Source organism: Cellulomonas cellasea, from assembly GCF_030372105.1.
Classification (GTDB): Bacteria; Actinomycetota; Actinomycetes; order Actinomycetales; family Cellulomonadaceae; genus Cellulomonas_A; species Cellulomonas_A cellasea_A.
This window is the reverse complement of sequence record NZ_JAUDBQ010000004.1, coordinates 43,158-63,224: the sequence shown is the minus strand read 5'-3', so window position 1 is coordinate 63,224 and position 20,067 is coordinate 43,158. Positions and strand designations below refer to the sequence as shown.

The 20,067-nt window shown below is 72.5% G+C and carries 15 protein-coding genes, 2 tRNA genes and 1 riboswitch; of the genes, 8 read left to right on the top strand and 9 right to left on the bottom strand.

Annotated features, from left to right (window positions below):
- Nucleotides 1–6: 6 nt before the first annotated feature.
- Both QUV83_RS05240 and QUV83_RS05235 read left to right on the top strand, forming a co-directional pair.
- Nucleotides 7–2,142 (top strand): YhgE/Pip domain-containing protein, encoded by a 2,136-nt coding sequence (locus tag QUV83_RS05240; protein WP_289563119.1) that lies wholly within the window; start codon nt 7–9, stop codon nt 2,140–2,142.
- Nucleotides 2,143–2,154: 12 nt separating this feature from the next.
- Complete coding sequence (locus QUV83_RS05235; protein ID WP_289563118.1) at nt 2,155–2,760, top strand: TetR/AcrR family transcriptional regulator; 606 nt, start codon at nt 2,155–2,157, stop codon at nt 2,758–2,760.
- Nucleotides 2,761–2,832: 72 nt separating this feature from the next.
- Here the strand turns inward: QUV83_RS05235 and QUV83_RS05230 are convergent, their stop codons facing one another.
- Nucleotides 2,833–3,021: a BldC family transcriptional regulator gene (locus tag QUV83_RS05230; RefSeq protein ID WP_108723892.1), complete on the bottom strand. Its 189-nt coding sequence runs from the start codon at nt 3,019–3,021 to the stop codon at nt 2,833–2,835.
- 60 nt (nt 3,022–3,081) lie between these two features.
- Nucleotides 3,082–3,156: riboswitch (cyclic di-GMP riboswitch) on the bottom strand.
- A 315-nt stretch (nt 3,157–3,471) separates the two neighbouring features.
- Nucleotides 3,472–3,545, bottom strand: a tRNA-Ile gene (locus QUV83_RS05225).
- 88 nt (nt 3,546–3,633) lie between these two features.
- On the opposite strand from QUV83_RS05225, the gene QUV83_RS05220 reads away from it, so the two are divergent.
- The 3 genes from QUV83_RS05220 to QUV83_RS05210 all read left to right on the top strand — a co-directional run bounded on the left by QUV83_RS05220 (nt 3,634) and on the right by QUV83_RS05210 (nt 5,307).
- Nucleotides 3,634–4,155 (top strand): hypothetical protein, encoded by a 522-nt coding sequence (locus QUV83_RS05220; protein WP_289563117.1) that lies wholly within the window; start codon nt 3,634–3,636, stop codon nt 4,153–4,155.
- A gap of 91 nt (nt 4,156–4,246) precedes the next feature.
- Nucleotides 4,247–4,319: transfer RNA gene (locus QUV83_RS05215), tRNA-Asn, on the top strand.
- A gap of 190 nt (nt 4,320–4,509) precedes the next feature.
- Nucleotides 4,510–5,307 (top strand): transglutaminase-like domain-containing protein, encoded by a 798-nt coding sequence (locus QUV83_RS05210; protein ID WP_289563116.1) that lies wholly within the window; start codon nt 4,510–4,512, stop codon nt 5,305–5,307.
- Between the two features lie 65 nt (nt 5,308–5,372).
- Here QUV83_RS05210 and dnaG read toward each other — a convergent pair whose 3' ends face one another.
- The 6 genes from dnaG to QUV83_RS05180 form a co-directional block, all read right to left on the bottom strand.
- Nucleotides 5,373–7,361, bottom strand: a complete 1,989-nt coding sequence (gene dnaG / locus QUV83_RS05205) for a DNA primase (RefSeq protein ID WP_289563115.1) — start codon at nt 7,359–7,361, stop codon at nt 5,373–5,375.
- 53 nt (nt 7,362–7,414) lie between these two features.
- Nucleotides 7,415–8,689, bottom strand: coding sequence for a deoxyguanosinetriphosphate triphosphohydrolase (locus QUV83_RS05200; protein ID WP_289563114.1), 1,275 nt, complete (start codon nt 8,687–8,689; stop codon nt 7,415–7,417).
- A gap of 88 nt (nt 8,690–8,777) precedes the next feature.
- A complete protein-coding gene (locus QUV83_RS05195; RefSeq protein WP_289563113.1) occupies nt 8,778–10,631 on the bottom strand; it encodes a glycoside hydrolase family 13 protein in 1,854 nt (617 codons plus the stop codon).
- A 3-nt stretch (nt 10,632–10,634) separates the two neighbouring features.
- A complete protein-coding gene (locus QUV83_RS05190; RefSeq protein ID WP_436231884.1) occupies nt 10,635–11,546 on the bottom strand; it encodes a sugar ABC transporter permease in 912 nt (303 codons plus the stop codon).
- A gap of 1 nt (nt 11,547) precedes the next feature.
- A complete protein-coding gene (locus QUV83_RS05185; protein ID WP_289563112.1) occupies nt 11,548–13,191 on the bottom strand; it encodes an ABC transporter permease subunit in 1,644 nt (547 codons plus the stop codon).
- Between the two features lie 125 nt (nt 13,192–13,316).
- Nucleotides 13,317–14,537: a sugar ABC transporter substrate-binding protein gene (locus QUV83_RS05180; RefSeq protein WP_289563111.1), complete on the bottom strand. Its 1,221-nt coding sequence runs from the start codon at nt 14,535–14,537 to the stop codon at nt 13,317–13,319.
- A 188-nt stretch (nt 14,538–14,725) separates the two neighbouring features.
- Between QUV83_RS05180 and QUV83_RS05175 the strand changes: the two genes are divergently transcribed.
- The 3 genes from QUV83_RS05175 (at nt 14,726) to QUV83_RS05165 (ending at nt 18,787) form a co-directional block, all read left to right on the top strand.
- Nucleotides 14,726–15,814, top strand: a complete 1,089-nt coding sequence (locus tag QUV83_RS05175) for a LacI family DNA-binding transcriptional regulator (RefSeq protein ID WP_289563110.1) — start codon at nt 14,726–14,728, stop codon at nt 15,812–15,814.
- A gap of 93 nt (nt 15,815–15,907) precedes the next feature.
- On the top strand, nt 15,908–17,641 hold the full coding sequence (locus QUV83_RS05170) for a glycoside hydrolase family 13 protein (protein WP_289563301.1): 1,734 nt from the start codon (nt 15,908–15,910) through the stop codon (nt 17,639–17,641).
- 150 nt (nt 17,642–17,791) lie between these two features.
- The gene (locus QUV83_RS05165) at nt 17,792–18,787 is read left to right on the top strand and encodes a LacI family DNA-binding transcriptional regulator (protein WP_289563109.1); all 996 of its coding nucleotides are present in this window, start codon (nt 17,792–17,794) and stop codon (nt 18,785–18,787) included.
- A gap of 18 nt (nt 18,788–18,805) precedes the next feature.
- Here the strand turns inward: QUV83_RS05165 and dusB are convergent, their stop codons facing one another.
- Complete coding sequence (dusB, locus tag QUV83_RS05160; protein WP_289563108.1) at nt 18,806–20,005, bottom strand: tRNA dihydrouridine synthase DusB; 1,200 nt, start codon at nt 20,003–20,005, stop codon at nt 18,806–18,808.
- Between the last annotated feature and the right edge of the window lie 62 nt (nt 20,006–20,067).

Sequence of the window (20,067 nt, the reverse complement as noted above, 5' to 3'; positions counted from 1 at the left end):
ACCCTGATGCTCTCCCTCACCTCGACCGGAACCGAGCTCCGCCGGTTCCGCCGCGGCCGGCTCCCCCGGCTCGCCGTCGCCGCGATGATCCTCGTCCCCCTGCTCTACGGAGCGCTCTACCTCTGGGCCTTCTGGGACCCGACCGGCAACATGGACCGGCTCCCCGTCGCGCTCGTCAACGCCGACCAGGGCGCCGACGTGGACGGCGAGCGGCTCGACGCCGGCGCCGACGTGACCACACGGCTCGTCGAGTCGGGCGACCTCGGCTGGGTCGAGGTCGACGCCGAGGAGGCCGCCGAGGGCGTCTCCGACGGCACGTACTACTTCGCGGTGACAGTGCCCGAGGACTTCTCCGCCGACATCGCCTCGGCGGCGGGCGACTCGCCCACCACCGCCCAACTCCTGGTGACCTACAACGACGCGAACTCGTTCCTCGCCTCGACCCTCGGCCGCAGCGCCATGACGCAGATCCAGTCCGCGGTGTCCGCGACGATCGGCGAGCAGGTCGTCGACCAGGTGCTCGTGGGCCTCGGCTCGGCGCGCGACGGGTTCGCGCAAGCCTCCGACGGGGCCCTGACCCTGCGCGCGGCGGGCGGCCAGCTCGCCGACGGCGCGCACGAGGTCGCCGACGGCGCCGCGAGCGCAGCCGCGGGCGCAGCCGCCCTCGCCGACGGCTCGCAGCAGCTCGTCTCAGGCTCGCAAACCCTCGCCACCGGCTCGCAGCAGGTCGCGACGGGCGCGGGCACGCTCGCCTCCGGCGCCGCCGCGGCAGCAGACGGCGCGGCGAGCCTGTCCACCGGGGCCCGCTCGCTGGCCGACGGGGCCGCGTCCGCCGCGTCCTCCTCGACCACCCTCGCCAGTGGTGCGGGCGACGTCGCCGCGGGTGTGCACAGCACCGTCACGCAGGTCGGCTCGCTCACGTCGGCCCTCCCCGGGCTCCAGTCCGGCCTGACCCAGATCGGCGGCTACCTCGGGGCCCGCGCCTCTGCGGGAGACGCCACGGCGTCCCAGCTCCTCACCGCACTCCAGCAGGCCCAGTCCCAGCTGCCCAGCAGCACGACCCTCGCCGCCATGTCGGGGCAGCTCGCCCAGCTCGACGCGGGCGCGGCCCAGGTCGCCCAGGGCGCGTCGGCGCTCAGCACCGGGCTCGGAACCCTCTCGAACGGGGCCGACGAGCTCGCCACCGGCGCGGGGGCGCTCGCCGACGGCACAGCGCAGGTGTCCGACGGAGCCCAGTCCCTCGCCTCGGGGTCCCAGGCGCTCGCCACCGGCTCTTCGACGCTCGCGTCGGGCACCACCGCCCTCGCCTCCGGCGCGGTCGAGCTGGCCGACGGGACGGGCGCCCTGGCGGACGGCGCCGGCCAGGTCGCCGAGGGCAGCGACCAACTGGGCGACGGCACGCAGACGCTCGCCGACGCACTGGCCGGCGGCGCGGACGCCATCCCCGACGACGACGCGAGCCTGCGCACCGACCGCGCGGAGATGATCAGCTCGCCCGTGTCCGTCGCGGAGGACGACCTCGCGACCGCCGAGGGCTTCGGAGAGGGCTTCGCGCCCTTCTTCCTCCCGCTCGCGCTGTTCGTCGGCTCGCTCATCACCTGGCTCCTGCTGCGCCCGCTGCCCACCCGCGCCCTCGCGACGCGCACGTCCGGCCTGCGCGTGGCCCTGGCCGGGTTCGTGCCGGCCATGCTCATCGGGGTCGGCCAGGTCGCCGTCATGCTGGGCGTCACCCACTGGGGCGTCGGGCTCGAGATGCACAGCGCCGCCGGGACCGTCGCTTTCACGCTGCTGATCGTCGCCGCGTTCCTCTCCCTCCAGCAGATGCTCACCACAGTGCTCGGCCCCGCGGCGGGCAAGGTCGCGATCCTCGCGCTGCTGATGTTGCAGCTCGCGTCCTCGGGCGGCACCTACCCGGTGGAGACCACGCCGCTGTTCTTCCGGGCCGTGCACCCGCTGCTGCCCATGAGCTACGCCGTGACCGGACTGCGCGAGGTCATCACGGGCGGGGTCGACGCGCGACTGTGGGGGGCGGTGGCCTACCTCCTCGCGGTGCTGCTCGGCTCGCTCGCCGTCACCGCATGGCGTGCCGGCAAGCTCCGGACGTGGAGCCTGTCCCGCCTGCACCCCGCCCTCGAGATCTGACAGGCTGCCCCCATGACCAGCACGCCTCCCGGCTCCGCAGCACCCCCGCGCCGATCAGGACGCGGTGACCGCGGGGCCGGGACCCGTGCGTTCATCGTGGACGCGGCTGTCTCGCTCATCGCCGACCGCGGCTTCTCGGCGACCTCCGTCGACGACATCGCCGCGGAGGCGGGAGTCGCCAAGGGGAGCATCTACTACAACTTCGGCTCGAAGACGGCGCTGTTCGAGGCCGTCATCGTCGAGGGCGTGGGCCGCCTCACCACCGCCCTGCGCGCCGCCGCCGAAGGGCTTGAGGGCCGCGCGGCGATCGAGGCCCTGGTGAGCGAGCTGCTCGACCAGGTGCGCACACACCCCGACTTCGCCAAGCTCATGGTCGCGGAGATCTTCCGCACCGGCCGCGACTGGCAAGAGTCGATCCGGCTGGTGCGCGAGGAGTCCATGGGCATCTTCGCCGACGCCGTCGCGACGAGCCGCCCCGACCTGGACCCGAGCCTGACGGCCGCGGCGATCTTCGGGGCCACGCTCGTCACCGGCCTCGAATGGCTCGCATTCCAACCGCATCGGCCCGCGGCCGACGTGCGCCAGTCGGTCCTGGCGACGGTGCTCGACGCGTACTGAGCACCTCGCCCCATGCACACGACGAAGGCCCCGGGTTCATCCCCGGGGCCTTCGTCGACGTGTGCTGTGGAATCAGCCCTCGGTGCGCTGCTGCGGGACGCCCGTCAGCAGCTCGCGGACCTCGGCCTCGTGGAAGCGACGGTGCCCACCGAGGGTCCGCACTGCCGAGAGCTTGCCCGCCTGGGCCCAGCGCGTGACCGTCTTGGGGTCGACGCGGAACAGGACTGCCACCTCACCGGGCGTGAGCAGCGCACCCGGCATCTGCGTGGCGGACTCGTTGCGGTTGGGGGTGGTAATGGCCATGACTGGTGACTCCCGTCGTTCGGTAGCTCGGCTAACCGTGAAGGCCCCGTGGCTTTGCGTCCCCACCTCGCGGCGGGTTTGCCGTTCTCGCTGACGCCCTGAACTATGCAGGAAACTGGACAAGCGTGCAAGAAACTGACCGGGTGAAATCGGGCGGTCTCCTGAACATCCGCCTGTAACGGCGCCCTCCGCGCGAAGACCGGAGAAATCGCAACAACATCGACGTCCCCGATGCACGGGACCAAGGTCCCCTCTATGCTCGGCGCAACGTCCAGGCGCGAGCGGGACGTGGTGGCGAGATGTCCACGGCAGGCGAGGGCGCCTCATCTTGTGCGGATGAGGCGCCCTGTCTCGCTCCCGCCTCGTCAAGCGCCATGAGGCGGTCGCGCGGACGTGCCCGTGCGACGGTGGGCCAGGTGGGGCTTGAACCCACGACCGACGGATTATGAGTCCGCTGCTCTGACCGGCTGAGCTACTGGCCCGCGACGGGACAGGTTACCGGTTCTGACCGTCAGCCTGGTGATCCCGGCCTTGACGCAGCCCACGGCTCCGCCCGGCTAACGTGGGCATGTGCCCCTCTTCTCGCGCCGCCCGTCCCTGCCCGACCCGGTCCGAGGCCGGCTGGCCCTCCCGCCCAGGGACCGCGTCCTCGCGGTCGTCGAGCTCGCTGACGGCCGCTGGGCAGTCGCCACCCGGCTGGCCCTGTGCCTGGCCGACACCGGCGCCGAGGCGGGCGCTGTGCGGCGACGCCCCTGGATCGACGTGGACCGCGCCCAGCTCACCGTCGAGACCTCCACCATCACGGTGCACTGGGTCGACGGGACCACCGAGGACCTCCCGCTCACCGAGCGCGGGGCGCCGGCGTTCGCGCAGACGCTGCGTGAGCGCGTCCAGTCGTCGGTGGTGCACTCCGAGACGGTGGTGCTGCCCGGCGGTTCGACGGTCCGGGTGGCGTTGCGCCGCGACGAGCAGGGCGACCTGGTCTCCCAGGTGATCGGCGACGGCTCGGTGGACCTGTCACAGCCTCGCGTCGGGGCGCTCGTGGACGCGGCGGAGCTGCGCGTCCGGCGAGCCGCGGGGCTGCCCGACTAGAACCTCGGGCGAGTGTCCCCGACGAGGCCCAGGGGGCGCCCGCCGATTTCGAACCACCCTCACCCGGCTGCTACAGTCTTGTCCGCCACGATCCCTCGTAGCTCAATTGGCAGAGCATCCGACTGTTAATCGGACGGTTACTGGTTCGAGTCCAGTCGAGGGAGCAACGCAAGGCCCTGACCGCGGAGAACACCTGCGGTCAGGGCTTTTCTCATGAGCGTCGATGACCCTGCCGCGCAGATCCACAGCGCCGGGCTCTGGCGCCCGCCCCCGGCCCGGCCTCACACTGCATTTGCGCCGTGGGCAGACCCGTCGCCCTCACCCAGGACCTCCTCCCGAAAGGTCGCGACGTCGGTGCTGCGGACCGTCACCTCCCACCTCTCGTTCGACGTGCTCGGCCCCGCCGACCTGTACCTGGCGGTGGCGGTGGCCGACGGCGCCTATGACCGCCAGGAGCACCTGACCGTCTCCCATGCGCACGGGCAGCTCGACGTGGAGGAGATGAAGGGGCCGAACGGCTCGCGCGTGCACCGGGCGGCGTCTCCCCGGGGGCGGGTCGTGGTCGACTACCGGGCGCAGGTCTCCGGGCTCGCCGACCCTCCTGCTGTCGAGGATGGCGACCTGTTGGAGTCGCTGCGGCCGAGCCGGTACGCGCAGTCGGACCGGCTGTTGGCGTTCGCGCAGGCGCAGTTCGGGCCGCTGGAGGGCAGGGCGCTGCTCGACGCTGTCGTGGGATGGGTGCGAGGGCATGTCTCGTACGTGTCAGGGTCGAGCGGCCCGACCGACGGCGCCACCGACACGCTCCTGAGCCGGCGCGGGGTGTGCCGTGACTTCGCGCACCTCGTCATCGCCCTCCTGCGGGCCCGAGACGTGCCGGCGCGGCTCGTGTCCGTCTACGCCCCCGGGCTCAGTCCCATGGACTTCCACGCGGTCGTGGAGGCCTATGTGGACGGGGCCTGGACCGTCGTCGACGCGACTGGCCTGGCGCCGCGCGCGGCGATGCTGCGGATCGCCACCGGAAGGGACGCCGCCGACACAGCGTTCCTGTCGAACTACGGCGGGCAGATCACGTTGCGGGCGTTCACAGTGACGGCCACGACGCATGGCGACCTGCCGGCCGACGACGGGGTCTCTCCCACGACGCTGCGCTGACCTCGCGGGGCCGGGAGGCGCGTCGAGCGTCAGGCGTTGGCGCTGTCGCGCAGGGTGCGGCAGCGTCAGGCGTTGGCGCTGTCGCGCAGGGTGCGGCGCCGGGCCTCGACGGCGACGAGCTCGGCGAAGGCGGCCTGGTAGCCCGCTGGGTCCTGGGCGCCGTCCATCCGCTGCAACCGGCCGCGCAGGTCGGCGATGTGCCGGGTGAAGCCGATCTCGACGAGGGCGAGCACCACGCCGCGCACATAGTCCGCGAGCGCGGCAGGGCGGTCCTCGGGCAGGGGCGCCACGGCGAGCTCGGTGACGAGGCCCGCGACCGGCTGGGCGGCCTCCTCCTGGACGCGCGCGACCCAGGCTGCGGCGTTCCCCGTGCCGGAGCCGGCCAGCGCCTCACGGGCCCCCTGGAGGCCGCCTGCGGCCCGGATCGCCTCGTGCACGGCCCGGTAGGCGGGCGCGGTGAACGCGTCGGCCTGCAGGTGGTCGAACTCCTCGGGCACGAGCTGGGGGTGCTGCAGGACGACCTCGAGCACGGTGCGCTCGGTGCGGGCCACGGGGTCGCGCTGGTCGGGCTGCCGCATTCGCGCCACCGGCACGTGCTGGCCCTCGTCGGAGGGGGCGCGGTCGGCGCGCTGCGGGCCGCCGCGACCGTCGGGGCGGCCGCCGCGCGGGTCGTTGCCGCGCCCCGCCCCGCCTTGGCGCCCGGCGGACCGCACGGCGTCGCTCACGGACCCCTGGTCCATGCCGAGCCAGCCGGCGAGGAGCCTCGTGTACTCGGGCCGCAGGGCGGTGTCGCGGATGCCGGCGACGACGGGCGCGGCGGCCCGCAGCGCGCCGACGCGGCCTTCCGCGGTGCCGAGGTCGTAGGCGCGCAGCGTCGCCCGGATGACGAACTCGAAGAGCGGCTGCCGCCCGGCGACGAGGGCGCGCACCGCCTCCGGACCCTGGGCCTGGCGCAGCTCGCAGGGGTCCATGCCGCTGCGCTCCACGGCGACGAACGTCTGCGCGGTGAACGTCTGGTCCTCGCCGAAGGCGCGCAGCGCGGCCTTCTGCCCAGCGGCGTCGCCGTCGAACGTGAAGATGATCTCCCCGCCCACGGACGCGCCGGAGGCGAGCTGCACACCGCCGCTGGAGCCGGCGTCGCCGACGAGGCGGCGCACGATCCGGGCGTGGTCGGGGCCGAAGGCGGTGCCGCAGGTCGCGACGGCGGTGCCCTCCCCTGACAGGTGCATGGCCATGACGTCGGTGTACCCCTCGACGACCACCACGCGCTTCTCCTTGGCGATCTCCCGCTTGGCGAGGTCGATGCCGTAGAGCACCTGCGACTTGCGGTAGAGCGGCGTCTCGGGGGTGTTGAGGTACTTGGGGCCCTGGTCCTCGTCGTAGAGCTTGCGCGCCCCGAAGCCGATGGTGTCGCCGGTGACCTCGCGGATGGGCCACACGAGCCGCCCGCGGAACCGGTCGTAGAGCCCGCGGTTGTTCTGGCTGACGAGGCCCGAGGCCGTCAGCTCCGCCTCGGTGAAGCCACGTCCGCGCAGGTGGCGCAGCAACGAGTCGAACCCCTGGGGCGCGTAGCCCACCCCGAACTGCTCCGCGGCGTCGCGGCCGAAGCCGCGCTCGGCGAGGAACTGGCGCGCGGTGGCGGCGCCGGGCGTGGTGAGCTGCTCGGTGAAGTAGGCGGCGGCGACCCGGTGGGCCTCGAGCAGCCGCTGCCGACGCCCGGGCTCCTCGCCGGGGCGGGGGGCGCCGCCCTCCTCGTAGCGCAGTTGGAGCCCGACCTTGCCGGCCAGGTACTCCACGGCCTCGGCGAACGGGAGCCCGTCGATCTTCTGCACGAACGAGATGACGTCGCCGCCCTCGCCGCAGCCGAAGCAGTGCCACAGGCCCACCTGGGGGCGGACGTGGAACGACGGGGAGCGCTCGTCGTGGAACGGGCACAGGCCCTTCGCGGAGCCGACCCCCGCCGACTTGAGCGTCACGTGCTGGCCGACGATCTCCTCGATGTGGGCGCGCTCGCGAACCGCCTGCACGTCCTCCCGCCGGATCCGTCCTGCCACGACCGCAGTCTAGGCGAGCGGGCTGGTCACGCGGCCCACCCCCGGCCGGGCGGTCAGCGGCGCGGCGGGCGCACCAGGCGGCCGTGCAGCTCGGCGGCGGAGACGTCGGTGAGCGAGGCCACCTGGTCGATGACCACACGGAGCCGGGCGCCGTCGTCGGCAGCGGCAGCCCAGTCGGCGGCGAAGGGTGGCTCAAGGCTGACGGGGGCGCGGTCCGCCATGACGTGCACCAGGTCGGCGAGGATCTCGCGCTGGCGGTGGTAGAGCGGCTCGAGCTCGCGCGGCGCCATCACGTAGGCCACGGCGAGGCCCTTGAGGACGAGGATCTCGGCCATCGTCTCGTCGGGCACCACGAGGTTGGCGGCGTACCGCGTGAGCGGCCCCTCGCCGTAGAGCTCGCGCGTGGCGGCCTGGGCGGCGCCCGCGAACCGGCCGATGAGCTGGCTGGTGGCGTCCTTGAGCATCGCGAGGGCGCCTCGAGAGCCGTCGAAGCCGTGCTCCCACAGCCCCTCGGCGTTGAGGCGGTCCATCGCGTCGAGCAGCCTGTCGCCGTCGATGTCGTCGCCGTACCAGGCCTGCACGCCCTCGACGACGCGGGCGCGCTCCTCGGCCTGGGTGAGCACCACGAGGTCGAGGCGTCCGCCGACCACGGCGTCCTCCACGTCGTGCACCGAGTAGGAGATGTCGTCTGCCAGGTCCATGACCTGCGCCTCGAGGCACTTGCGACCCGCCGGGGCGCCCTCGCGCAGCCAGGCGAACACCGGGGCGTCGTCGCTGTAGACGCCGAACTTGTGGGTGGGCCGCCCGTCGGGCATCACCGGGCCCTCCCCCGCCGCCCACGGGTACTTGGTGGCGGCGTCCAGGCTCGCGCGGGTCAGGTTGAGGCCGACGGCACGCCCGTCCGGCCCGACGACCTTCGGCTCGAGGCGGGTCAGCAGCCGCAGCGTCTGGGCGTTCCCCTCGAAGCCGCCGATGCCGCGCGCGATCTGGGCCAGCGCGCGCTCGCCGTTGTGGCCGAAGGGCGGGTGGCCCAGGTCATGGGCGAGGCAGGCGGTGTCCACGACATCCGGGTCGCAGCCCAGGGCCTTGCCGATCTCACGGCCCACCTGCGCCACCTCGAGGGTGTGGGTGAGGCGGGTGCGCACGAAGTCGTCCGAGCCGGGGCCCAGGACCTGCGTCTTGGCGCCCAGGCGCCGCAGGGCCGAGGAGTGCACCAGGCGCGCGCGGTCCCGCTCGAACGGGGAGCGGGCGCGCGACTTGGGCGCCTCGGCGACCCAGCGCGCGCGGTCCACCTCGGTGTATCCGTCGATCAGGGTCTGAGCTGTCACGGGCCTCACCCTAGTCAGCCTCGCTGACGGGGCCTCCGGCGCTCCACAGGCCGGCGCGGCGACGCCGCGCCCACCCCCGGCGCCAGCCTCACGCCAGGCGCCACACCTGCACGCCCGGGCCGTCGCCGGGCAGCTCGATGCCATCCGCGCGCAGCCGCAGCGCGGCCCCGCCGTGCAGGTTCTCGACGTCGCCCCCCGCCGGCACGAGATGCCGCGGCAGCGTCGCCCCGCCCCACGGCGCCCGGGACGCGAGCACCAGCACCCGCTCGTCGGCGGTCTCCCGCAGGTACGCCACGGCATCGGGCTCCACGAGCGCCCACCGCAGGCCGCCCTCGCGCAGCGCCCGCGAGCCGCGGCGCATGGCGATGAGCGAGCGGTAGAGGTCGAACGTCGCGGCGTCCCAGCCCGGGCCGCCGCCGGCGTCGATCTGCGGCCACGGCATCGGGACGCGCGCGTGCTCGCCGTTGACGCCGGTCAGCCCGCCCTCGTCGCCCGCGAACATCACCGGCGTGCCCGGGTAGGTGAACAGCAGGCCCGCGGCGACCTCGGCCATCTCGCGGGACTTCACCACCGTGCGCAGCCGCGGGGTGTCATGCGAGCCGAGCATGTTCCACTGGTGCGTGGTGATCGACCACGGCACCGCGGCGTCGAACTCCCGCATCGTCGCGACCACCGAGGGGCCGTCCCGGCGCGGGATCGACGTCGGCAGCCCCAGGAAGCCGAGCTGGTTGTCGGGGTCCACGAGCCATGTCCATACCGGGCGGGTGAACGCCGTGTAGTTCATGTTCGTGTGCCACCCGCCGGCCCGCAGGTCCAGGCCGGCGTCGTGGAAGTGCTCGGCGGCGAGCACGGCCTCCGGGTTGAGGTCGCGCATCGTGGCGCGAATGGTGCGGGCCACCTCATGCGTGAAGTCGTCGGCGCCGTAGCGGCCCGTCATGTTGGCGACGTCGATCCGCCAGCCGTCGAGGCTCACGGGCTCCCGGAGCCATCGCCCGATGACCGAGTCGGGACCCTCGATCAAGCGCTCCGCGAGCGCGGGGGCGTTGTAGTTGAGCTTGGGCAGCGAGGCGTGGCCCAGCCAGGCCACATAGCCGGGATCCTGCTGCTGCCAGTAGTAGAAGGACGCCTCCTCGCTCGCGCGGTCGGCCTGCGCCCGCGCGAACCACTCGTGCCCGGCGCCTGTGTGGTTGGTGGTGAGGTCGCCGATCAGCCGCATGCCGCGGCTGTGCAGCGCACGGCTCAACGACACGAGGGCCTGGTCGCCGCCGAGCAGCGGGTCGACGTGGTCGAACGTGCTCGCGTCGTAGCGGTGGTTGGAGCGCGCCGGGAAGATCGGCGTCAGGTAGACGGTGTCGACGCCGAGCCGCTGCAGGTGGTCCAGCCGCTGCTCGATGCCGGGCAGGTCACCGCCGTAGAACTGCGTCGCGACGCCAGGCCCCGCGGCGATCGACTCATCCGCCCAGTCCGCGGGCTGGGCCCAGTCCGGCAGCTCGCCCACCGGCGGGCCGGTGTGCCCGCTGGAGCGCGCGAACCGGTCCGGGAAGATCTGGTAGACGACCGCGTCGTCCAGCCACCCCGGCGCCGGCTCATGGGCCGAGAGCCGGAAGTCGTGCGTGTCGGCCACGTCCCGCGCATGCGTCCCGGTCCCGTTGAGCCAGCGGTAGCCGCCCGGCTCGTCGAGCAGCGCCCGGTAGCCCGTCACCGGGTTGTGCATCGGGAGGTCGGCGACGTACCAGCGCTCATGCTCGTCGGCGTGCTCGAGCCGGGCGGGCGCCATGCGCGGCTCGGCGTCGCGGACGGTGCGCACCCACAGCGCCCGCTCGGAGCCCGTGGCCGGCACGCGGAAGCGCACCGGGACCACGTCGCCGAGTTGCGGGGCGCCCTGCGGGACGTACAGCTCCGACCCGTCGTGATGCGGCTGGTCGAGGAGGTGGCCCGCCACGCGTCAGCCCTTCACGGAGCCCGCGGTCAGGCCGCCGACGATGTACTTCTGCAGGAAGAGGAACAGCGCCAGCACCGGGATGGCGGAGATCACGGCGCCCGCCGCGAACAGGCCCCAGTTGGCCTCGACCAGGTCCGAGACCCAGTTGTAGAGGCCCACGGCGAGGGTCCAGTTGCCCTCCGACTGCAACACCGTGCGGGCGATGATGAACTCGCCGAACGTGCTGATGAAGGACAGCAGACCCACGACAGCCAGGATCGGCGCGACCAGCCGCAGGATGATCGTCCAGTAGATCTGCGCGTGGGTGGCGCCGTCGATCTTCGCGGCCTCGTCGAGCTCGCGCGGGATCGTGTTGAAGAACCCGTACATGAGGAACGTGTTGACGCCGAGCGACCCGCCCAGGTAGATGCAGATCAGCGCGAGCCGGCTGTTCAGGCCCAGGCCCGGGATCACGTTGCCCAGGGCGATGAGCAGCAGGAAGATCGCGACGAAGGCGAGCATCTGCGGGAACATCTGGATGATGAGCAGCGTGGTCAGCCCCACCCGGCGCCCGGTGAACCGGAACCGGGAGAACGCGTAGGCCGCCGCGGCGCCCATGAGCACTGTGCCGACCGCCGTGATGCTGGCGATGACCAGGGTGTTGGCGACCCACTCCCAGAAGCGGGTCTCCCCGAGCTGGGCGTAGTTGGAGAAGCTCACCTGGGAGAACAGCTTGTTGGAGCCCGTCAGCGTCCCCTTCTCGCTCAGCGAGGAGGAGATGATGTAGAGGATCGGGAAGCCGGCGTAGACCACGGCGACGACGCCGATGAGGTGGCGCCAGCCGAGCTCGCGGGCCCAGCGCTTGAAGCCCATGCGCTGCGTGACCTCGGCCTTGCGGGTGTCCGGGGCGCGGGTGGGGAGGACGTCGGTGGCCATGTCAGCTGATCTCCTCGAGCGAGCGGGTCCGACGGAACGCGATGGCGGAGACCGTGCCGACGATGATGAAGATGATGATCGACAGCGCGCTGGCCAACCCGAAGTCCTTCGGGGCCGATCCGTCGATTCCGGAGACGGAGTAGACCATCGAGATCAGGATGTCGGTGTGTCCCAGTGGCACCGAGGCGTCCGCGAATCGGGGCCCGCCGCCGGTGAGCATGTAGATGAGCGTGAAGTTGTTGAAGTTGAACGCGAACGACGAGATGAGCAGCGGGGCCGTGGAGACCAGCAGCAGCGGCAGCGTCACCGAGCGCAGCGTGCGCCACTTGCTCGCGCCGTCGATCTTCGCGGCCTCGAGCACGTCCCCCGGCAGCGACTGCAACGCGCCGGTGCAGATCAGGAACATGTAGGGGAAGCCGAGCCACAGGTTGACGCCGAGCACGGCGACCTTCGCCAGCACCGGGTCGGTCAGCCAGCCGATCTGCGCGCCGCCGAGCAACACCTGGTTGACGAACCCGTAACTGCGATTGAGCATCCCGGACCACAGCAGCGCCGCCAGGAAGCCGGGGATCGCGTACGGCAGGATCATCAGCGTCCGGTAGATCTTGCGCCCGCGCAGTCGCTCGTCGTTGAACACGATGGCGAGGAACAGGCCGAGGGCGAACGTCGACACCACGGACAAGATCGCGAAGGCGAACGTCCAGGCGAGGATCTTGACGAACGGCTGGGAGTAGCGGCTGTCGGAGAACGCCGTGGTGAAGTTCTCGAAGCCGACGCCGACGCGCCAGCCGACACCGAGCTTCTTGCCGAACGCGTCCTCGAACTCGCCGCGGTCGTTGGGCGAGTACACGTCGCCGGTTGTCGTGTCGGTCATCGTGTCGGCGGCCTCGTCGTAGACGAGGGTCGAGGTGTAGGCGTACCCGGTGCGGGCGTCCTGCGTGCGGATCGAGCCGTCCTCGGGGTCGTCGGAGAACGGGACCCGCAGGTTGGTCACCTCGGTCTGGCGGGCCAGGACGGCCTGCCGGTCGAGCACCTCGTACCCCGGGACCTCGACCACGGTGGTCCCCTGGACCACCGCGTCGTCCGCGGTCTCGAGCGGCTGGTCGGCGCGCCCGACGCGCACGTCTCCGTCCTCGGTGAGGACGCCGAACGCGAGCTCGTCGCCGTCCGCGAGCACTGTCAGCGGGTAGGAGGCAGAGCCCTCGACGCGGCGCTCGTTCTGGATGAGCAGGGCCTCGATGGCCTGCTCCTTCGTGGAGTTGTGCCCGTCGCCGTAATTGGTGAAGGCGACGTAGCCCGTGTAGGCGACCACGTAGATCTGGAAGACCAGCAGGAACGCCAACCCCGGGAGGATGTACTTCAGGGGCAGTGCGCGACGGGAGAAGTACACCCAGTTCGCGACGACCACCAGGGCCGCCATCGCGGCGAAGATGCCCCAGGCCTCGGCGTTCCAGGCCGCGAACAGCGCGTACACGCCGAGCGCGTCGATGACGGCCATGAGCACGAGTTTGGCGACGAAGCCCCGGGTGAACTCGCGCGCGTGGGACCTGTCGATCGGGCGCGCGCGTCGCTTCGGGGGCGTGCCACCGCCGTCGCGGACTCCGGGGGTCGTCGGCTCGACGACCGCGGGCTGGGGGGTGGACATCACTGCCTCCGGGGCTCAGGTGCTCAGGTGGGCGAGGGGCGGGAGGGCGCCCTCGACGGTGAGCCGGTGGCGTGCGGCTGGCGCACGCCACCGGCTCGTGCGGTGCTACGACCGCGGGGTACGGCTCACTTGCTGATCGCGCCCTCGATGTCCGAGACCATCTTGTTCCAGGCGTCGGCCGGAGCCGCGGCGCCCGAGATGATGTTGGCCTCGGTGACGCCCCAGAACTCCCAGACCGAGTTCATGGCGGGGATCGACGGCATCGGCGCAGCGGTGGCGCCCACGGCCGCGAAGCCCGTCATGATCGGGTCGTCGGCGAACTTCTCGGCGGCCGACAGGAGCGCCGGCGGGCGGTTGCCCGCCTCGGCGAGGGTCACCTGGGCATCGGTCGTCGCGATGTAGTTGACGAGGAAGTCGTTCGCGAGCAGCGCGTTGTCGCTCTGCGCGCTGACGTAGAAGCCCTGCACGCCGGCGAACATCTCGGCGGGCTGGCCGCCGGCCGACGGGATCGGGTCGATGGCCAGGTCCAGGCCCTCGAAGGACTCGATCATCCAGGGGCCGCCGATGATGAACGGCGACTCGCCGTTGGAGAACGCCTCGACGGCGATGTCGTAGGTGATGTCGGTGCTCAGCACGCCCGCGGCGCCCTGGGCCTGGAGCCACGTGGCGTACGCGACGCCGGCCTCGCCGCCGAGCGTCAGCTCGTCGGTGTAGGAGCCGTCAGCGTTCTGCGCGAACACCGGGGCGCCGAAGGACGTCTGCAGCGGGTAGTAGGTGTAGGGGTCGCCCTCGACGCCGGTCTGGACGAGGATCGGGTACCGGGTGCCCGCGGCCTGGCCGGCGGCGACAGCCTCGTCCCAGGTCGTGGGGGCCGTCGCGGCGAGCGCCGTGTTGCGGATGAGGGCGATGTTCTCGACCGCGTACGGGACGCCGTAGACCTGGCCGTCCTGCGAGAAGGCCTCGGTGGAGGTCACGATGAAGTCGCCGGCCTTGTCGCCGAGCTCCACCGGCGCGACGACGCCGTTCTGCAGGAAGGCGCCGAGCCAGTCGTGGCCGCCGACGGTGATGTCGGGGCCCTTGCCGGTCGGGACCTGGGCGATGAAGTCGGCCTGGATGTCGCCGTAGTTCTTGAGGACGAGCTCGACCTTGAGGCCGGACTCCGTCTCGAAGGCCTTCGCGGCCTCGGCCACTGCGTCCTGGCGGGTCTCGTCGACCCAGATCGTCAGGGTGTCCTCGCCCGACCCGGCGGTCGCCGACTCGCTTGCGGGCTCGGCTGAGCCCGAGCACGCCGCGAGTGTCAGCGTGAGGCCGAGCGTCGCAGCGACTACAGGGATGCTCCGTCGCATCATCGTTCTCCATATCGACAGGGGAGATGCCGCATCGGAGGGATCTCCCACCGACGCTGGCCTGGTGTGGCGTGACGCTAACGCTTTTGCAAGCCACCTTGCAAACCGTTACGGTAACTTTCAGGCAACAGTTGCAAGGTCGGCTACGCGGGCACCTCCGTGGGCTCATACCCGGACGAGGAGGTCCTATGTCGCTTACGCTGCCCCACGTGCGCACCCGTCTGACTGACCTGGCTGAGCAAGCCGGAGTCAGCACCGCGACTGTCTCGCGCGTGCTCAACGGCAAGCACGGCGTCTCCGCGCAGACTCGGCAAGCCGTGCTGGCTGCCCTCGACATGCTCGGCTACGAGCGCCCCGAGAAGCTCCGCACCCGGTCGGCGGGCCTCGTCGGCCTCGTGGTCCCCGAGCTCTCCAACCCGGTCTTCCCCGCGTTCGCGCAGGTCATCGAGACGATGCTGTCGCAGCGCGGCTACACCCCGCTGCTGTGCACGCAGTCCCCCGGCGGCACCACGGAAGACCAGTACGTCGAGATGCTCCTCGAGCACGAGGTCGCGGGCATCGTCTTCGTCTCCGGCCTGCACGCCGACACCTCGGCCAGCCCCGAGCGCTACCACCGGCTGCGCAGCCGCGGGCTGCCGATCGTGCTGGTCAACGGGTTCTCCGATGGCGTCGACGCCCCCTCGGTGTCCAATGACGACCTCGCCTCGATGGAGCTGGCCTTCCGCCACCTCGTCTCCCTCGGCCACAAGCGCATCGGCCTCGCGATCGGCCCCGACAGGTTCGTCCCCGCCCAGCGCAAGGTCGAGGGCTTCACCCGCAACCTGGAGCGCCACTTCGGCGAGGTCGACCCCACGTCGCACGTCGTCACGACGCTCTTCACCGTCGAGGGCGGCCAAGCCGCGGCCGGCGAGCTCATCGACTCCGGGCACACCGCGATCATCTGCGGCTCCGACCTCATGGCCCTGGGCGCCGTGCGCGCCGCCCGCCAGCGCGGCCTCGCAGTGCCCGACGACCTGTCGATCGTCGGCTACGACGACTCCCCGCTCATCGCCTACACCGACCCGCCCCTGACCACGGTGCGCCAGCCGGTGCAGGCCATGGGACATGCGGCGGTCAGCGCCCTCGTGTCCGAGATCAACGGCGTCCAAGCCCCGCGCGCCGAGCTGCTCTTCCACCCCGAGCTGATCGTGCGCTCCTCGACGGGCGCCGCCCCGGCCTCCCCCGAACCGCTCGCCCCCGCCGGCCTCTCAGCAAGCACGGCCACCATCACCACGTGATCCAGCACGCACTGCGCACGGCCCCCATCGGCATGCGCTCGCACTCCCGGGGCTTGGCAGCCCACCCGTCCTGAATCGAGGAAACCCGTGTCCATCGCCGACCCCCACGGCACGATCACCACCACGACCACGCTCGTCCACGCGCCCAACGCGACAGCCGGCGAGTGGTGGCGGAACGCCGTCATCTACCAGGTCTACCCCCGCTCTTTCGCCGACGCGTCGGGCGACGGCATCGGCGACCTGCCGGGCGTCACCTCGAGGCTCGACCACCTGGCGCGCCTCGGCGTCGACGCGATCTGGCTCTCGCCGTTCTACAAGTCCCCGCAGGCTGACGCCGGGTACGACGTGGCGGACTACCGCCAGATCGACCCGCTGTTCGGCACCCTCGAGGACTTCGACGAGCTGCTCGAGCGCGCCCACCTGCGTGGCATGCGGATCATCGTCGACCTGGTGCCCAACCACACCTCCGACGAGCACGAGTGGTTCACCGCGGCCCTCGCCGCCGGGCCCGGCAGCCCCGAGCGCGAGCGCTACATCTTCCGCGAGGGCAAGGGCGAGAACGGCGAGCTGCCCCCCAACAACTGGGAGTCGATCTTCGGCGGCCCGGCCTGGACCCGCACCACGGACCCGTCCGGCGAGCCCGGCCAGTGGTACCTGCACATGTTCGACACCCGTCAGCCCGACCTGAACTGGGACCACCCCGAGGTCCGCGCGGAGTTCGAGGACGTGCTGCGGTTCTGGCTGGACCGCGGCGTCGACGGCTTCCGCATCGACGTGGCGCACGGCATGGTCAAGGCGCCCGGGCTGCCCGACTGGGACGGCTCGGTCTCGATGATCGACGGCTCGCATGACGAGGACGGCTCCACGGGCGCCGGCAACTCCGGCCCGATGTTCGACCAGGACGGCGTGCACGACATCTACCGCGCCTGGCACAAGGTCCTCGCCGAGTACGACGGCGACCGCGCGCTCGTCGCCGAGGCGTGGGTGGAGCCGCTGTCCCGGCTCGCGCGCTACGTGCGCTCCGACGAGATGCACCAGGCCTTCAACTTCTCGTTCCTCAGCACCCCGTGGGACGCCGCCGCGCTGCGCACCGTCGTGACCGCGTCGCTGGCCGCCAACGACGCGGTCGGGGCGCCCACCACCTGGGTGATGTCCAACCACGACACCGTGCGCCACGCGTCGCGGCTCGGGCTCCTCGAGCCGAACTCGCGCCCCAACGGCATCGGCCACGGCGACGAGCAGCCCGACGAGGAGCTCGGCCTGCGCCGCGCCCGCGCCGCGAGCTTGATGATGCTGGGCCTGCCCGGCTCCGCGTACCTGTACCAGGGTGAGGAGCTCGGCCTGCCCGAGCACACCGCCCTCGACGACGACCTGCGCCAGGACCCGGCGTGGTGGCGCTCGGGCCACACCGAGCGCGGCCGTGACGGCTGCCGCGTCCCGCTGCCCTGGGCGTCGGACGCGCCGGGCTTCGGCTTCTCGCCGACGGGCGCCACCTGGCTGCCGCAGCCCGCGCAGTGGGCGGCGTACGCGCTGGACGCCCAGAAGGGCGTGCCCGGCTCGACGTACGAGATGTACCGGGAGGCGCTGCGGGTCCGCCGCGAGTTCCACCTGGGCACCGGCTCGCTCGCGTGGGTCGAGGGCGTCGGCGACGAGAAGGCCGCGGTGTCCTTCGTGAACCGCGACGTGCTGGTCGTGGCGAACCTGGGCGACGAGCCCGTCGAGCTGCCCGCCGGCGCCACGGTGCTGATCTCCAGCGCCGACGTGGTCACCGAGGACGGCCGCACCGTCGTGCCGACCGACGCGACCGTGTGGGCGCGCCTGTCCTGACCTGCCCCGCGACACGCCACGCCCGGTGAGGCGTGGCGTGCCCGCGGCTGGCCCGGTGCGTGCGAGAGTGCGACCGGCGAGGGATCATCCCGATATGATCCGGGCGCCGGTCGCACTCGCGGCACCAGCACCAGGCCAAAGGAGGCGGACGTGGGATCGTGGCGACCCGCGACGATCAACCTGGTCGCGACACGCGCAGGGGTGTCCCGCGCCACTGTCTCCCGGGTGATGAACGGCAAGTCGTCGGTGGCGCCCGAGCTCGCCGCGCGGGTCCACGCGGCCGCGGCGGCGCTCGAGTACCGCCCGAGCATCGTCGCCCGAGGGCTGGCCGGTGGCCGCACCTCCACCGTGGCGCTCGTGGTCCCGGACTTGGCCAACCCCCTCTTCCAGGGGATCCTGCGCAGCCTGGGCCAGGCCGCCGGGCGCGCCTCGCACCGGCTGCTGGTGGCGGAGTCCAACGAGGACGTCGCCGCCGAGATCGAGATGGCCCGCGAGGCCCGGCGCCGCTGCGACGCGCTGGTGCTGTGCGCCCCGCGCATGTCAGCCGAGGTCCTCGCCCAGCTCGCGCCCGAGCTCGAGCCGCTGGTGCTGCTCAACCGTGCCGTGCCCGAGGTCCGCTCACCCCAGGTCACCGTCGACTACGCGGCGGGCATCCGCGACTTGGCCTCCCATCTGGAGGGCCTGGGCCACTCCCGGCTCGCCTACCTGTCCGGCCCCGCGACCAGCGCCTCCAACGCGCTGCGCCTGCACGCGCTGCACGAGCTCACGGACGCCGGGCGGATCCAGCTCGACGTGCTGCCCTGCGGCCCGTCCTTCGCCGACGGGCATGCCGCCGCCGGCGCCGCGCGGGAGAGCGGGAGCACGGCGGTGGTGGCCTACAACGACCTGGTGGCCCTCGGCGTGCTGTCGGGGCTGCACGAGCTGGGCGTGCGGGTGCCGGAGCAGATGTCGGTGGTGGGCTTCGACGACATCCCGTTCAGCGCCTACTCCACCCCGACGCTGACCACCGCGACGGTGCCGACGGATGAGATCGGCGAGCACGCCTGGGCGCGGGTCAAGGCGTTGCTGGACGGCTCCCCCGTGCCCGCGGACCTGCGCCTGCGGCCGCGCATCGTCGTGCGAGGGAGCAGCGCCCTGGCGCCGTGAGCGGCGCATCGGCCGGTGTCAGCCGCCGGAGATGCTCAGTTCGGCCTCGTGCAGCGCGCGGCGGAAGTCCTCCGACAGGTCGCGTGAGTCCAGCCAGCCCTCGGGGAGGATCGGCCGCTTCGGCGAGCCCGCCCGCCCGCGCTGGCCCTCGGCCGCCTCACCCGGGTACGGCTGGTCGAGGTCGAGCGCCGCGAGCCTGTCGTCGAGCTCGGCGAGCGTCGAGACCAGGCCCAGCGCGGCACGCTGCTCACCGCCCACCACATACCCCTTGAAGTACCAGGCCATGTGCTTGCGCATCTCGCGCATCGCCTTCTGCTCCTCGCCGAAGTGCTCGATCATCAGCTCGGCGTGGCGGCGCACCACCGTCGCGACCTCGCCCAGCCCCGGCCGGACCCGCACGTCCGAGCCGGCGAAGGCCGCAGCGAGGTCCGCGAACAGCCACGGGCGGCCCTGGCAGCCGCGACCCACGACCACCCCGTCGCAGCCCGTCTGCGCGACCATCGCCAGCGCGTCCTCGGCGGACCAGATGTCGCCGTTGCCGAGCACCGGGATGTCGGTGACAGCCTCCTTGAGGCGCGCGATCGACTCCCAGTCGGCAGTGCCGGAGTAGTAGTCGGCGGCGGTCCGCGCATGCAGGGCCACCGCGGCCGCGCCCACCTCCTGCGCGACCAAGCCGGCTTCCAGGTAGGTCAGGTGCTCGTCGTCGATGCCCTTGCGCATCTTCACCGTCACCGGGACGCCATGCGGGCTGGCGGCGTCGACAGCCGCGCTGACGATCGAGCGGAACAGGTCCCGCTTCCACGGCAGCACTGCTCCCCCGCCGCGACGGGTGACCTTCGGCACCGGGCAGCCGAAGTTCAGGTCGATGTGGTCCGCGCGGTCCTCCGAGGCGATCATCCGCACCGCGGCGCCGACGGTCCCCGGGTCCACGCCGTACACCTGCACCGAGCGGGGCTTCTCATCGGGCTCGTGGGAGATGATCCGCATCGACTCCTCGCCGCGTTCCACCAGCGCCCGGGACGTCACCATCTCCGCGACGTACAGCCCAGCGCCGGACTCGCGGCACAGCCGACGGAACGCCGCGTTGGTGACGCCCGCCATGGGGGCCAGCACCACGGGGGTGTCGATCGTCAGGGGCCCGATGCGCAGCGGGGGCAGCACCTGGCCCGCTTGGGCGGCGGGCGCCGCGGCGGCGGCGTCCGGGAGGTTCTCAGTCACAGAAGGCACTGGACGATTGTCCCCCACCGCGCGGCGGCGGTCGAAGCGGGTCGCCGGTCCGC

Excerpts from the sequence above, each read along its gene's own strand:
- QUV83_RS05240 (WP_289563119.1), top strand. The coding sequence starts at position 7 with ATGCTCTCCCTCACCTCGACCGGAACCGAGCTCCGCCGGTTCCGCCGC.
- QUV83_RS05235 (WP_289563118.1), top strand. The coding sequence starts at position 2,155 with ATGACCAGCACGCCTCCCGGCTCCGCAGCACCCCCGCGCCGATCAGGA.
- QUV83_RS05230 (WP_108723892.1), bottom strand. The coding sequence starts at position 3,021 with ATGCCGGGTGCGCTGCTCACGCCCGGTGAGGTGGCAGTCCTGTTCCGC.
- QUV83_RS05190 (WP_436231884.1), bottom strand. The coding sequence starts at position 11,546 with ATGGCCACCGACGTCCTCCCCACCCGCGCCCCGGACACCCGCAAGGCC.
- QUV83_RS05185 (WP_289563112.1), bottom strand. The coding sequence starts at position 13,191 with ATGTCCACCCCCCAGCCCGCGGTCGTCGAGCCGACGACCCCCGGAGTC.
- QUV83_RS05180 (WP_289563111.1), bottom strand. The coding sequence starts at position 14,537 with ATGCGACGGAGCATCCCTGTAGTCGCTGCGACGCTCGGCCTCACGCTG.
- QUV83_RS05175 (WP_289563110.1), top strand. The coding sequence starts at position 14,726 with ATGTCGCTTACGCTGCCCCACGTGCGCACCCGTCTGACTGACCTGGCT.